Consider the following 14,452-nt stretch of genomic DNA (forward strand, 5'->3'; position numbering starts at 1 on the left):
ACTTCTTCGCCCCAGGGCATGATGCTTCACTTCTTCGCCCCAGGGCATGATGCTTCCGTATGGTTGAGCGGGTGGCATACGGAGGTCTCCAAATTCCAGCTGGCAGCGACGAACGCAACGGCCGACAGCAGTTGGACCGAAGTTGGCAAAAATCTTCCGGTGCTCTATGTGGCGCCTGAATTCGACAAGATTGCACCGGTACCCGAAGAAGACTTCCTGCGAGATCGTGTTGGCCACCTGACGACGATGGAGATCATTCATGGCTCCGGCCACGCGCTTCTTCCGGAGAAGGTCTCCGAGGCCGCGGCTGTGCTTGTCTCGTTCGCGCAGTCGATCATGCGCGGCGAAGGGCGACGTGCCTGAATCTGCGTAGATTTCGCCAGCTTTCAGCGCATCGAACCGGGCGCCCGCATGAGCAACGCAGGCGTCCACGGTAACCCCGCCTATCTTGCCGGCCGGGTCGGCGCTCGCCAGAAAAACATCCCGCATCACCGTTCTTTTTCCCTGGAGACATCGAATGTCGATCATGTCGGAAGCGTCACCCCCTGAAGTCGATCTGAAAACGCTGCGCAAGGTGATCTTCGCGGCATCGGTCGGCAATTTTGTCGAGTGGTTCGACTTTGCCGCGTATGGCTTTCTCGCGACCATCCTCACGCGCGAGTTTTTCCCGAGTGACGATCCGGCAGTCGGGCTGCTCAATACCTTCGCCGTTTTCGCCGTAGCATTTGCCTTCCGGCCGCTGGGCGGCATTGTGTTTGGCGTGGTTGGCGATCGCATTGGCCGCAAACGCACTCTCGCGTTGACCATCCTGATGATGGCCGCGGCGACCACGCTGATCGGTTTGTTGCCGACGTATGCCGCGATCGGCGCGTTCGCGCCGTTCCTGCTCACGGTCCTGCGTTGCGTGCAGGGTTTCTCCGCCGGCGGTGAATATGCGGGCGCGTGCGCCTACGTGATGGAGCATGCGCCGCAGCACAAGCGAGCGCGCTACGGTAGCTTTCTACCGGTATCGACGTTCTCGTCTTTCGCGTTGGCTGCGATCGTGGCCTACGCGCTCGACGCTTCGCTTTCCGCCGATGCCATGAGCAGCTGGGGCTGGCGTGTGCCGTTTCTGGCCGCCGCGCCCACCGGTCTTATCGGTCTTTACCTACGGATGAATCTCAGCGAAACCCCGGCGTTTCGCGCGCTTGAAGGCGAGCACAAGGTCGCGCATGCGCCGTTGCGCGACACGCTGCGCACGCAGGCAGCGGGCATTCTGAAACTGGGGGCGTTCATTTCGGTGACGGCGTTGTCGTTCTACATGTTCACCACCTACTATGCGACTTACCTGCAAGTGGCTGGCGGGATGAACCGCGCGACTTCGCTGCTCATCACGGTGATCGCGTTGGTTTTCGCTGCGGCGCTGTGTCCGATGGCCGGTCTGTACTCGGACTGGGCAGGCCGCCGGAAGACCATGTTTACGGCGTGCGTCATCCTGATCGTCACGGTCTATCCATCCTTCTCGCTGGTGGGTTCGGGGCATTTTTTGCCGTCGGTCATTGGCGTGTGCATGCTGGCGATGGGCGCGGTGTTGGCGAACGTGGTGACGCCGCCGTTGCTATCCGAGGTGTTTCCAACGCGCACCCGCTATACCGCTTCGGCGATTACCTTCAACCTGGCCTTTACGCTGTTTGGCGGCACGGCGCCGCTCGTCGCCACGTGGCTGATCAAGACGACGGGCAACGCCATGTCGCCTGCGTGGTATTTGGTCGTGATCGCAATGATGGGATCGATAGGCGGATTGATGTTGTCGGAAACATCGAAGCTATCGCTGCACCGTGCGGGGACGGCTCACCCCGAAGCGAGCACCGCCGCTGCGTTGAAAAGCGTACCGGAGTCCGCTGCTTGAGCGCTGCGGGTCACTGATTGCCTTCGTTTCCGTCGGCAATCCGTTCCGTCGCGTCCGGGCGCTGCAACCTTCAAGGATTCTCGATATGCGCGTGATCGTTCTTGGCGCCGGCCTGCTCGGCGTGACCTCGGCCTACTACCTCCAGCAACTCGGCCACGAAGTGACCGTCATCGACCGCCAGGCCACGCCGGCGGCGGAAACCAGCTTCGCCAACGGCGGCCAGATCTCGGTCAGCCATGCCGAGCCCTGGGCCAACCCGAGCGCACCGCTGAAGGTGCTGCAATGGCTAGGCAAGGAGGACGCCCCCTTGCTGTTTCGCATTCGCGCCGACATGCGCCAGTGGCTCTGGGGCCTGCAGTTCCTGCGCGAATGCACGCCAGCGCGCACCCGCCACAACATCGAGCAGATCGTGCGCCTGGGCACCTACAGCCGCGACACGCTGCAGCAGCTGCGCCGCGACACCGGCCTAGCCTACGACCAGCGCACGCAAGGCATCCTGCACTTCTACACGACGCAAAAGGAGTTCGATGGCGCGCTGAAGCCGGCCGAGCAGATGCGCGCACTGGGCTGCGAGCGCCAGGTGATCTCGGCCGACGAGGCGGTGAAGCTCGAGCCCGCGCTCGCCCACATCCGCCCACAACTGGCCGGTGCGACCTACACGGCGGAAGACGAATCGGGCGACGCCAACCGCTTCGCGCGCGAGTTGGTCAAGCTGGCCGAGGCGGCCGGCGTGCGCTTCCTCATGAGCCACACGGTGACCGCGCTGCGCGAAGCCGGCGGTGCCATCGACCACGTCGAGGCGACCGACAGCGAGGGCCGCTTCCAGCGCATCCGCGGCGAGGCCTTCGTGCTGGCGATGGGCTCGCTGAGCCCGCTCTATGCGGCGCCGCTGGGCATCCGGCTGCCGATCTATCCGGCCAAGGGCTATTCGGTGACCCTGCCGGTCAAGGACGCCTCGAAGGCCCATCAGGTCTCGCTGACCGATGACGAATACAAGCTCGTGTTCTCCCGCTACACCTCGGCCAGCGGCGACCGGCTGCGGATCGCTGGCACCGCCGAACTCAACGGCTACGACCGAGACCTGAACAGGGTGCGCTGCGAGGCCATCGTGCGGCGCGTCGAGGAATTGTTCCCCGGTGCCGGCGATGCGTCCGCGGCCCAGTTCTGGACCGGGCTGCGTCCGGCGACGCCGAGCAACGTGCCGCTGATCGGTGGGACCCGACTGCCGAACCTGTTCCTGAACACCGGCCACGGCACGCTGGGCTGGACCCACGCCTGCGGCTCGGGCAAGTCGATCGCGCGGATCGTGAGCGGGCTGAAGCCGGAGGTCGATTTCGCGTTCACGGGGCTGGCGCATGAGACACAAGGCGGGAGCGCGAGGCGCCGTGGCTCAGCTGCCTGACAACCAACGGGGAGCGCAGAGCGACCTGGTGGGAGGTGGTATGAAGAATTGGCTGTGTCGATTTCTGCACCGGGCTGGATCGTTCATTCACCAGTTGGTCGTTCGCTCGGGTGCGATGGAAGAAGCCGCTTGGATGCAGCCGCTCGATGTGTGCTCGAGGCCCTGCCGAGCCGCCGATCGAAGCACGTGTCGAACTGAACACCCCTAGCAAGAAGCGCTGCACCCGTCCTATCGATCCCTCGGCCAGCCACCTCCCTTTCTCTTCATATTCAGAGACTTGCGCCTTGACCTCAACGCAATGGGTCTTGATTTAGTGCCATTCGCATCTGACACCTGGAGCAACGCATGATCGTCGAGCGCATCTGGACCGGCAACGCCTACCGCAACTACAACTACCTCATCGTCTGCCCGGAGAGCGGCGAGGCCCTGGCCATCGATCCGCTGGACCACCAGAAATGCCTGGCCGCCGCCAAGGACAAGGGCTGGCAGATCACGCAGATCCTCAACACCCACGAGCACCACGACCACACCGGCGGCAATGCGGCCGTGGTGGCGGCGACCGGGGCCAAGGTGATCGCGCACCACCAGTCGGGCTCGCGCATCGCCGGCGTGGACCGCGGCGTCAAGGCCGGCGACGTGATCAAGGTGGGCAGGACCGTCGAGCTCGAATGCCTCGACACGCCCGGCCACACCATGTGCCACATCTGCCTGCGCTCCCACACCGACAGCCCGGCCCTGTTCTCGGGCGACACGCTGTTCAACGCCGGCGCGGGCAACTGCCACAACGGCGGCAAGGTCGAGGCCCTGTACGCCAGTTTCGCCGACCAGCTCGCCAAGCTGCCCGCCGACACGCGGGTCTACCCCGGCCACGACTACATCGAGAACAACCTGCGGTTCACGCTCGCGCGCGAGCCCGACAACGCGGCCGCCCAGGCGCTGCTGCCGCGGGTGTCGGGGCAGGACCCGGCGACGGCCCGGGTCACGACCTTGCAGGAGGAAAAGCAGATCAACACCTTCCTGCGCCTGAGCAGCCCGAGCGTCATCGCGGCGCTGCGCGAGGCCTTCCCCGATCTTCCCGAGCAGCCGGACCCGAAGACGGTGTTCGCCAGGCTGCGCGAACTGCGCAATACATGGTGAGCGGCTGGTGGTGGCAGTCGAAGTTGTTTTACTTATCTTTCTTGAGGCCGTGCACCTGCATTTGAGGCGGTGCAACGCTTGGGGATACCTGATTCAGCAAGGTAGGGATTTACGCGGCGGAATACATGAATGCGACACATACCAAACGCTCGGAAGAAACCAACGCTTTCCTCAACCTGGTCGACTTCAAATGGCTCATGGCTGGCTTGGGCTGGCGGGTCGATCTGTCACGCCTGCAGAGCGATAGGGGCTATTTGGATGAGTGCCTGCAGCGCGCTCTGAGGAGCGACTCCGAGTTGCTGCGGGAACGCAGCGTCGAATTGCTTGGCTTGCGGCGCGGCACGGATGCGTATTGCGACGCTGATGCCGCGCGCATTCATCGGCTTGGCACGTGATGGGCGGTACAACAGCGGCCCCGGTGTATCGACCGGCACTCCCGTATCTGAAACAAGAGCGACTTGTCGTGGACGTCGAGTTTCAGTGCCGCATCGAAGCCGCCGTCAACCACCTCGTCGATCGCGAAACTCGTCGATCAGCAAGGCCGGTGGGGTGTCGGAGCGCCGAGTTCACATTCCAGGGCTCGACGAATGGGCCTGGCGGCGCGGCCTGAAGCCGACTACACGCGGCCCGGAAAGCCCACGCGCAATGGGCTGATCGAGTCGTTCAACGTCGGCTGCGCGATGAGTTCCTGATTGACAAAGCCATCGAGAGCAATTTCGCCGGGTCAACCGCCGAACCACCTTGCGGGGCCAGTTACCAGCCATGGAAAGAACACCAGCACGAACATCACGAAAAACTCCGCCATCATGAACGGAAGCACACCCTTAGTGACCTCGTCCAGCTTCATCCGGCCGACCCCCGCCACCACGTTCAGAACCGTACCCACCGGGGGCGTGATCAATCCGATGGCGTTGTTCATGATGAAGAGAACACCAAAGTAGATCGGGTCGATGCCCGCGGCCTTGATGACGGGCATCAACACGGGCGTCAGGATGAGGACTGTCGGGATCATGTCCATCGCCGTGCCGACCATCATGACAAGCACCATGATGGCGATCAGCAGCATCGTCTGGTTGTTCATGAATGGCTTCAGCAGATCCACCGTCTGCGCCGGGATGTCGGCAACGGTGATGAGCCAGGCCGACACCATCGCGGCTGCGGTCAGGAACATGATCACCGCCGTCGTTTTGGCGGCACTCACGAACACCCCGTACAGCTGCGTCAGCGAGAGTTCTCGGTACACCAATGTAGACACCAGCAGCGCATACACGGCGGCAACTACTGCTGCTTCGGTCGGCGTGAATACGCCGAACTTCAAGCCCACGATGACGATGACCGGCAGGACCAGCGCCCAAGTGGACTCCTTCAGCGCTTGGATGCGCTCTGGCCAGGTTGCCTTGGGCGGCGGAACGATGTCCTCCTTGTTGGCCACCAGGTACCACGTGACGGCGATGCCCAGTCCCATCAGCAGCCCCGGCACGATACCGGCCAGAAACAGCTTGGAGATCGATACATTGGCCGCAACACCGAAGATCACAAAGCCAATGGACGGCGGAATGATCGGCGCGATGATGCCTGCGGATGCGATGAGCCCGCCTGCGCGGCCCTTGTCATGACCCGCCCGTACCATCATCGGCAACAGCAGCGAAGCCAGCGCTGCCGTGTCTGCCACGGCCGAGCCCGACAGCGCCGCCATGATGCAGGCGGCCACAATGGCGACGTAGCCAAGGCCGCCGCGTCGATGGCCGACAAGTTGGAGCGCCAAATTGACGATGCGTCGCGAAAGACCCCCGACGTTCATGATTTCGCCGGCGAGCATGAAGAACGGGACGGCCAGCAGCGGGAACGAATCGGCGCCGTTGATGACGTTCTGGGCCAGGATCTGAGCATCGAAGATGTCCAGGTGCCACATCAAAGCCACGCCGGAAAGCAGCAAGGCATACGCGATCGGAACGCCCAGTGCCATCACGCCCAGCAGCGAGCCGATGAAGATGAATATTGTCATGTCGTCTGTCTCCGCGCGCTCAATGCTTCTTGAAAGTTTGGCTCTGATCGAGGTGCAGCGCTTCAACCTGGGCCATGTCTTCGCTTTCCTGGCTCAAGCTCAGGTCGGCTTCAGTGGCAGTTCCCGAGACGATCAGCCACAGCTGCAGGAGCAGCAAGATCGCACTGCAGGCGGCGAAGACCAGACCGGACCCGTAGAATATCGCCATCGAGGCGCCTGAGACAGGTGCCAGTACCTCGCGATTGATGGCGACCTGGGCCCAGCTGCCGGAGAACAGCAGCCATGTGGCATAGAGCATCATCACGTGGGCAACCACCGCGAGCACTTTCTTCCCCCCCAGCGGCAGGCGCGAAGTCAGCATGTCGGTCCCCAGATGTCCGTGGTCTTTCAGGGCGACGACGGCGCCGAGGAAAACCATCCAGACGAACAGCCACCTCGAGATTTCTTCGCTCACGGCGATGCCCGAGTTCAGCGCGTATCGCAGGACCACGTTGCCGAACACCAGAATCACCATCAGTGCAAGCAAGATGACTAACAGTGTTTCAAAGAGACGGCAAAAGGCGTCGATGAGTCTGTTCACGATGGGGCTCCTCCGACTACTTGCGCATCTTTGTCAGTTCGGCGTGGGCTTCCCTGACCAGCGCTTCGCCGACGACACCGGCGTACTTGTCGACGACCGGTTTGGCCTTCTCGCGCAGCCTGGCTCGTTCGGCCGGCGGCACGTCATTCACGACCATGCCGTTCTTGGCGAGCACCGCCAGCGCCTCGGAGGTGTACTCTGGAATCTTCTTTCGCTGGAATTCCTTCGATTCCGTCGCGGCCTGGATAATCAGAGCCTTCTCGTCGGCATTGAACCGATCCCAGGTCTTGCCGCTGACGAGCAGAACGATGTAGTTGTACATATGTGCCGTCAGCGACATGTATTTCTGCACTTCGTACGCCTTCATGCTCGACGCGATCAGCGCGGTGTTGGTCATTCCGTCGATGGCCTTCTGCTCCATCGCGTTGTAGACCTCCGTGAAAGACATGGCCACCGGATTGGCCCCAAGTGCGCCCATCAGATCGACGTACACAGGGCTCTGGATGACGCGCAGCTTCAATCCCTGGACATCTTCCGCCTTGTTGATGGGCCGCTTGCTGTTGTGGAGATGCCGGAACCCGAAGGCCGAGATCGGCATGCCCACCACGCCCTTGGCCGCGAGCTTGTCGAACATCTGCTTGCCCACGGGCCCATCGATCAGGCCGGAGGCTTCTTTCTCGTTGTCGAACAGAAACGGAAAATCGAGAAGTCCGAACTCCTTGACGACGCCGACGAGCGCATTGGTCCCCATCACGCTCATGTCGATGGTGCCGCCCTGCAGGGAGGAGATCATCTGGACATCGCCTCCGAGCGTGCCGTTGGGGAACACCTTGATATCGATCTTACCGTTGCTCTTTTGCTTCACGAGTTCCACGAACTTGTCGACGCCGTTGAGAGCACCGGTGTCAGCCGCCGTGACGAATGCCAGCTTGACCTTGTGATCCCTGATCTGGGCTTGCGCAGGGCTCCCCATCAGGGCCAGCCCGCAGGCAAGCGTGGCTGCGACCCCTCTGAGGATCGACTGCATTGAACTGTGTGGTGTGCGAATGACCATTGTTGTCTCCGTTGCGTTGAGGTGCTTGAATTGACCTATGGATGTGGTGCGGTCGGGTGACGCGGCGCGCGGGCATGCGCGTGGAAGAAATCCGTCGTGTGCTTGGCTGCTGACTTGGCCCGCTGAAATGTCGAGGAATTGGTTTCGGCCCCTATGGGTGTCTCGATGACCAATTGAAGGCCGGCCGGGAGCAGATCGAGTATCTGTTGCAGCGGTATCGCGCCTTCGCCAAGGTGCAGCCGGGAGGTACGCGCCTCCGTGGCCAGCTTCTCCACCGGCAAGGGCGCTGCAAGGCAGTCGGACAGTTGCGCGTAGGCGATTCTCTCCACCGGCACCTGCAGCAGATCGGACGGCGCCGCACCGGAACGGAAGAAGTGCAAGACATCCAGGATCAGGCCGGCATTCGCGCGCCCCGCCGCGACGATCATCTGCAGGGCGTCTTGCCAGGTCTGAATGTCGCGATACATCATGAACTCGACGCCGACAGTGAGTCCGAACTGGGCGGCCTCGTCGCACAGGCGTCCGAACAGGTCGATGCGCTGTTCCTTCGACAAGAAGGTCGCGCCGCCCGCAAACTCCGTGCCGATCGAAGAGATGTGCGTTGCGCCAAGTTCGGCGCCGAGCTCCAGCGCGGGCCTGAAACGCTCGATATCGGTTTGCGGGGACAGGACGAAGGCCTCCACGTCGAAGACGCCGACACCTGTGTCCTTGGAAGCCGCCTTGATCTCCCGGATCACGTCGGGCCGGCCGATGACTTCATGCTGCAGCGGCTGTGCGGTCGCGGTCATGATCGACAAGCCGACCTTGCCGAATCCCGCCCCGGCTGCCGCCCGGATCAATTCGGTCGGCGCAGTGCGACCTACGGTGAGGTTGGCCAGGGAGATGTGATGAAGTTCGATTTCTTTGATCATGGCTGGTGCGAGAGTTCGGGTGGCTGCGCGGGGTTCAGGCGTTTGAGCAAACAATTGCGCAGGCGTTGTCCGCTCGACGTGGCAGTCATGCCTTTCAATATGTTGCCCGCCCACCCGTCAGATCGAAGGTGAAGCCGGTCGTGAAGCTGCAATCCGCGCTCGCGATCCACGCGACCATTGCCGCGAGTTCCTCGATCTCCATGAATCGCCGCATCGGAATCTTCGCCTTGATCGATGCGATGAACTCGGGCGTCATTTGCTTGAGCAGGTCGGTCTCCGCCATCGTCGGTGCCACGCAGTTGACTAGCACACCGGATTGCGCGAGTTCTTTCGAAATCGATTTCGTGTAGGCGATCACCCCGGCCTTGGCTGCGGCATAGGCGCTTCCGTTCGGATTGCCTTCCTTGCCGGCGATCGATGCCACATTGACGATGCGACCGTACCCGTTCGCGATCAGATGCGGGATGGCCGTTCGGCAGCAGTTGAAGACACCGGTCAGGTCGATGTCGAGCACGCGCTGCCACTGATCGACGGGGTACTCCCAGGTCGCAGCGATGGGGCCGTTGATGCCCGCATTGTTGACCAGGATGTCGACACGTCCGGCCGTCGACAAGGCCTCATCGAAGGCCTTCACTACGGATTCGAGATCGGCCACATCGACCTGCTGCATCAACAACGGTTCGAAGCCAGCTTGGGATGTGGCGAAGTTCTCGAAGTCCAGATCCCACAGAATGATCCTGCGTCCTTCCGAGGCCAATCGCTTTGCGATGCCGAGCCCCAGGCCGCGGGCGCCACCGGTGACGATGGCGGTCTGAATGGGATGTTCTGTCGTGGTCACTGGCTGTTCCTCATGCTGTGTTGCGAAAGTTCGAAGCCTGCCGCGTGGCGGCCTGCGATGTATCCGAACGTCATGGCCGGCCCAAGATTGATGCCGCCCGATGGGTAGTGGCCGCCCATCACGCTGGCCATATCGGTCCCGACTGCGTACAGGCCGGCGATCGGCATGTCGCTCCGGTCGAGCACCTGGGCCGTGCCGTTCGTCTTCAGGCCGGCGAATGTTCCGAAACTGCCGGGGAGCACTTTCACGGCATAGAACGGTCTTTGCTCGATCGGTGCGACGCACGGATTCGGCCCCTCGTGTTCCAGATCGCCCTGCTTGCGGTTGTAGGGCGTGGTCCCACGGCCAAACTCCGGGTCCTCGCCCCGGCGCGCGTGCGTGTTGTAGCGCTTGACGGTTTCGACTAGGCCCGCGGCGTCGATGCCGCAGAGCTTGGCAAGGTCTTCGAGGGCGTCGGCTCGCTGCAGATAGCCGTTGCGGATGGAAGGTCCCACGGGAATCGGAAATGGCCGCGCATGGCCGAGGCCATAGCGCCTCTGAAAGCGGTGATCGCATATCAGCCACGACGCCACCTCCTGACCTTCGGGCACTCTCGCGACCATGGCGGCGGTGTAGTCGTAGTAGCCGTCGGCTTCGTTCACGAACCGCTTGCCATCGGACAGCACTCCAATCAGCCCAGGCTTGGCGCGATCAATGATGTGCGGGAAGTGCCCGACGCTGCCGTCGATGTGTCGAACCCGCGACACCGGCGCCCATGCCACTGGTGACGCGAGATCCGTCACCAGGCAACCGCCTGCCGATTCGCCGAGGCTGATACCGTCACCAGAGCATGCGGTGGGCGGCAGCGCGAGATGCTCTTCGCCGGTCGGTGTGCGAGGGAACAGCGCCTTGCGGCGGTTCGCGTCATGGGGGAATCCCCCTGCCGCGAGTACCACGCCTTTGGCCGCGCGAATTTCGATATCGCCTCGTGCCGCGGCCACGATGGCACCGCGTACCGTGCGGTCCTCCACGATCAAGCCTTTTGCAGGGGCCGATTCGATGAGTGTCACGCCCAATTTCTCGGCCGACTTCGCCAGCCGGCCGATGAGCGCGACGCCATTGACCAATTGCATCGCGCGTCCATACAGCGCCAGGTCCATCAGGTGCCGGATGAAGCGTCTGCTCACGTGCAGCAGCGACTTCAGCGAACGCGTCATGTTCAGGAAGGCCGCGAGGTCGGCGCCCGCCATGATCGGCATGCCCAGGAACGAGGTTTCGCGCATTGTCTTGCGCAAGCGCTCCACCAATGGACCAAGTTCGCGGCCGTCGTATGGCGCGGCGATGATCTGGTGGCCTTGTGTGCCGGCGCCTGCCACGTTCCCGTGGATGTCGGGAATTCCGTTCCCATCGACGAACTGCAGGGCGGTGTGTTCCTCGAAAAAGGCGACCATGCGCGGGCAGTTGTCGAGGAATGCATCGATCCGCGCGGCGTCATATCGCGCGCCCAGTTCATTTCGAAGATAGGTTCGCGGCTGCTGCGGGTCTTCATGGATACCTGCACGCTTGGCGAGTGGATTGCCAGGAACCCACATCCAACCGCCCGACCAGGCCGTGGCACCGCCGAAGACGGCTTCTTTTTCCACCACCACCACCTTGAGGCCATGCCACGCGGCCGTCACGGCGGCCGCCAGGCCTGACGCACCGGAACCGACGACGAGCAAGTCGCACTTCAGCGACTCGGCATCGCCGCGCGTGTCGCTGGCCATGGGCTCTGACATCCGTATCTCCTGTTCTTGCAACGACCCACCGTCGTCGCGAGAGCAGAATTTAGTGATCCGGCAGCGAAATTTCGCCTATCCGCCACCTATCGAAAGATAGGTTGGACGCCCGTCTCGGGGTAAACACCTACAGGAGCTTCAACTGGCGCGCCTTGGTCATCGCCTGCGCGCGATTGCGCACGCCGAGCTTCTCGAAGATCTGGCTGACGTGCCACTTGGCCGTACCCAGCGTGATCACGAGTTGCGTCGCGATTTGCTGGTTGGCAAGCCCTTGGTTGACCAGGCGCAGCACCTCGAGTTGAGTCGCGGTGAGCCCTGCCGTGTTCGCCTCGACGACGTCTTCTTCCGAGGGCTGACGAAATTGTTCGAGCAGGCCGTTGACGAACGCCGGAGCGGCGCTGATCACTTGGCGCAGCAGTCCGGCCAACGCCGCATCCCCGTCGAGGAACGGGCGAACATAGCCGCCCGAAGCTGCCAATGACACGGCCTTCTCGAGATGTTCGAGCGTTGCAGCTCGCCCGCCGTTGGCGCGATGCCCCAGCGCCTGTAGCACATGGACCGTGACGAGCATGCCGGCTTGCCCCTGGCTTCGACATGACACCTCGACCGCGCCGAGCATGCGAAGCGCGGCAAGCGCATGGTTGCTTGCGAGCAGCAGGCGAGCGTGCAGGAGTTGACCCTCGACAGATGATTCGACAGCGGTGCGAATCGCCTCGAAGGTCTGTTTCGCCGCGGCGACGTTGCCCTCGCGAAGCTGGAGGTCCGCGATAGCGATGCCCACCATGCGCTGGCGCCGTGGATTGCGGGAGCGATCTGCCAGATCCTGGGCCGCCGCCAAGGCGTTCCACGCCTGCTCGCGCGCACCGCGTGCATGGTGGACCTTGGCGAGGGAACATTCTCCGGCCAGCGTGTGGTACAGATTGCCAAGCTGCCTGCATAGCGCGACACCCGCCTCAAGCAGCTCGACCGCTTCATGCAATTCGTTTCGTTCACATGCCAGCATGCCCATCGGTATCAGGATGAGGCCGCTGATCGGCGCCTGCGCTTCGTCGGAAGGCGAGCAGCGCTCCAGCGACGCGCGGCAGAGCAACTGCGCCTCGCGCAATTGGCCCTGAGCGCTCATCAACGGTGCGAGATGGGCTAGCGCGTCGAGCGCGGTCATGCGATGCCCGAAGGCCCATCCCAGCTCGAGAGCCTGCCGCAGCATTTCGGTGGCCGGCTTCGGAAGGCCGGTGCGAAGCAGACCCAGCCCCTGGTAGAAAAGAGCCCAAACCCGGAAGAACGAGGTGCTATTTCCCAGCTGATCCAGCGCCTGGCGCGACAGCTCGATCGCACGGGCCGGATTGTCCGACGTGATCGCGAAAAAGGCCTGGAGTGCAAACAGGATGCCCTTGTGTTCCTGGGAGCTTTCCGCCACATTCGGCGCGCCGGTCAAAGCGTAGTACTCCTCGGCTTCCACGGTGCGGCCACTCATGAACAGAAGCCACGCTTGATACCCCGCAAGATCCTGATGTCGACGCACAAGGGACGCCGGCAGCATGTCGAGCCATGCCAGCAGCGTGGGCAGTTCGCCGCGGGCGAGCATGTCCTCCACGAGACTGCGAAAGAGCCTCACTGCATCCGCGTCGCTGCGGGCCGCGAGCGCGTGCTTGATCGCGTCCTTTCCCATCCCGTGAGATTCGAACCAAGCGCTGGCTCGACGATGCAACTCGATCTTCTCCGACTCGGCAAGGCTTTCGCGAAGAAAATCCGCCAAGAGCTGGTGATACCGGAACCAGCGGCCCTGGTCATCGAGCCGCCGCAAGAAAAGGTTGGCGCGCTCCACCTGGACCAGCATTTGCCGGCTGTCGGTGCGCTCGGTGACCGCATCGCAAAGATCGGCGGAGAAGCGATCGAGGATGCAGGTTTTCCGCAGGAAGTCCTGCAGCATCTGAGGTTGCTGGCGCATGACCTCGGCTGCCAGGTAGTCGATCACGTGCCTGTGCTCACCACTGAATGCAGCGGCGACCTGTGCCAAGTTCGCCTCTCCCTGCAACTGCACGTGCCGCTGCAGCGAGAGCGCAGCGATCTGAAGCCCCGCCACCCAGCCTTCGGTGCGGGCTGCAAGCGTCCGAGCCGATTCGGTGTCGAGTGCCAGCCCCATGCTCCGCACGAGAAATGCCATTGCTTCGTCTGGCGTGAATCGCAGCTGGTCGATTCCGACCTCGGCAACCCATTGCCGAGCACGCCATCGGGAAAGCGGCCACTGCGGATTCTTGCGGGTCGCGACAATCAGGCGCAGATGCTCTGGCAGGTGCTCGACGAGAAAGGTCAGCGCCGCATCGAGTTCCGGGTTGTCGATCGCTTGGTAGTCGTCGAGCACCAGTACCACTGGATGGTCCAGTTCGGTGAGATCGTCCAGCAACGATGCCATCCGGTCCTTCGGGCTGGGCGACCCCGCCCCGGAGAGGGGGGCCGTCGCTGTGCATCCCACGTCGACATTGGCACCTTGCAAGGCACCTCTCAGGTAGTCGAAGAAGCGCACCGGGTCGCTGTCGTCTTCGTCCAACCCCAGCCACGCCACGGCAGGTCGATCCACGGTCTCGTTGACCCAGGCCGAGAGCAACGTGGTCTTGCCGAATCCCGCTGGAGCGCAGAGAAGCGTCAACGGCCGCTTCAGTGATTCGGACATCAGATCAAGCAAGCGCGGACGCGACAAGCTCATCGGCTGAACAGGTGGGAGTGCGAGCTTTGCCTTCAACAAGAGAGTTTGACCTGGGATTCGCATTCCGTTTTGCCCGGGCTGGGGCCATGCGCCTCGCCACCTGCGCCATCTGCGCTTGGGCTACGCGGTCTGGCTTGACTTGCGCAAGTCCCGAGATTACAGCACGATTGCGCCAC

Annotated in this window: 11 protein-coding genes and 1 pseudogene; 5 read left to right on the forward strand and 7 right to left on the reverse strand. The window is 62.8% G+C overall.

Annotated elements, in window-relative coordinates; genetic code table 11:
- From AC1DYD_RS26410 to AC1DYD_RS26430, 5 genes and pseudogenes are all read left to right on the forward strand, one after another.
- Positions 1 to 363, forward strand: a pseudogene (locus AC1DYD_RS26410) (hypothetical protein); the annotation flags it as partial.
- A 154-nt stretch (positions 364 to 517) separates the two neighbouring features.
- Positions 518 to 1,888, forward strand: coding sequence for an MFS transporter (locus tag AC1DYD_RS26415; protein ID WP_478175725.1), 1,371 nt, complete (start codon positions 518 to 520; stop codon positions 1,886 to 1,888).
- Between the two features lie 85 nt (positions 1,889 to 1,973).
- Complete coding sequence (locus AC1DYD_RS26420) at positions 1,974 to 3,290, forward strand: D-amino acid dehydrogenase (protein WP_478175726.1); 1,317 nt, start codon at positions 1,974 to 1,976, stop codon at positions 3,288 to 3,290.
- A gap of 345 nt (positions 3,291 to 3,635) precedes the next feature.
- Positions 3,636 to 4,427 carry a hydroxyacylglutathione hydrolase gene (locus AC1DYD_RS26425; protein WP_478175727.1) on the forward strand — a complete coding sequence of 264 codons (792 nt, stop codon included), beginning with the start codon at positions 3,636 to 3,638 and terminating at the stop codon, positions 4,425 to 4,427.
- 125 nt (positions 4,428 to 4,552) lie between these two features.
- Positions 4,553 to 4,822, forward strand: coding sequence for a hypothetical protein (locus tag AC1DYD_RS26430; protein ID WP_478175728.1), 270 nt, complete (start codon positions 4,553 to 4,555; stop codon positions 4,820 to 4,822).
- A 329-nt stretch (positions 4,823 to 5,151) separates the two neighbouring features.
- Here AC1DYD_RS26430 and AC1DYD_RS26435 read toward each other — a convergent pair whose 3' ends face one another.
- The 7 genes from AC1DYD_RS26435 to AC1DYD_RS26465 all read right to left on the reverse strand — a co-directional run bounded on the left by AC1DYD_RS26435 (position 5,152) and on the right by AC1DYD_RS26465 (position 14,255).
- Positions 5,152 to 6,432 carry a TRAP transporter large permease subunit gene (locus AC1DYD_RS26435; RefSeq protein ID WP_478175729.1) on the reverse strand — a complete coding sequence of 427 codons (1,281 nt, stop codon included), beginning with the start codon at positions 6,430 to 6,432 and terminating at the stop codon, positions 5,152 to 5,154.
- A 19-nt stretch (positions 6,433 to 6,451) separates the two neighbouring features.
- Positions 6,452 to 7,012: a TRAP transporter small permease gene (locus tag AC1DYD_RS26440; protein WP_478175730.1), complete on the reverse strand. Its 561-nt coding sequence runs from the start codon at positions 7,010 to 7,012 to the stop codon at positions 6,452 to 6,454.
- A gap of 16 nt (positions 7,013 to 7,028) precedes the next feature.
- On the reverse strand, positions 7,029 to 8,039 hold the full coding sequence (locus AC1DYD_RS26445; protein ID WP_478175731.1) for a DctP family TRAP transporter solute-binding subunit: 1,011 nt from the start codon (positions 8,037 to 8,039) through the stop codon (positions 7,029 to 7,031).
- A gap of 62 nt (positions 8,040 to 8,101) precedes the next feature.
- Complete coding sequence (locus AC1DYD_RS26450; protein ID WP_478175732.1) at positions 8,102 to 8,977, reverse strand: sugar phosphate isomerase/epimerase family protein; 876 nt, start codon at positions 8,975 to 8,977, stop codon at positions 8,102 to 8,104.
- Positions 8,978 to 9,071: 94 nt separating this feature from the next.
- The gene (locus AC1DYD_RS26455) at positions 9,072 to 9,815 is read right to left on the reverse strand and encodes an SDR family NAD(P)-dependent oxidoreductase (protein ID WP_478175733.1); all 744 of its coding nucleotides are present in this window, start codon (positions 9,813 to 9,815) and stop codon (positions 9,072 to 9,074) included.
- Positions 9,812 to 11,560, reverse strand: coding sequence for an FAD-dependent oxidoreductase (locus tag AC1DYD_RS26460; RefSeq protein ID WP_478175734.1), 1,749 nt, complete (start codon positions 11,558 to 11,560; stop codon positions 9,812 to 9,814). The genes AC1DYD_RS26455 and AC1DYD_RS26460 overlap by 4 nt, the downstream gene beginning before the upstream one ends.
- 139 nt (positions 11,561 to 11,699) lie before the next feature.
- The gene (locus AC1DYD_RS26465) at positions 11,700 to 14,255 is read right to left on the reverse strand and encodes a winged helix-turn-helix domain-containing protein (RefSeq protein ID WP_478175735.1); all 2,556 of its coding nucleotides are present in this window, start codon (positions 14,253 to 14,255) and stop codon (positions 11,700 to 11,702) included.
- Positions 14,256 to 14,452 lie beyond the last annotated feature (197 nt).

The sequence above is a fragment of the Variovorax sp. P4_B11 genome (assembly GCF_056402355.1).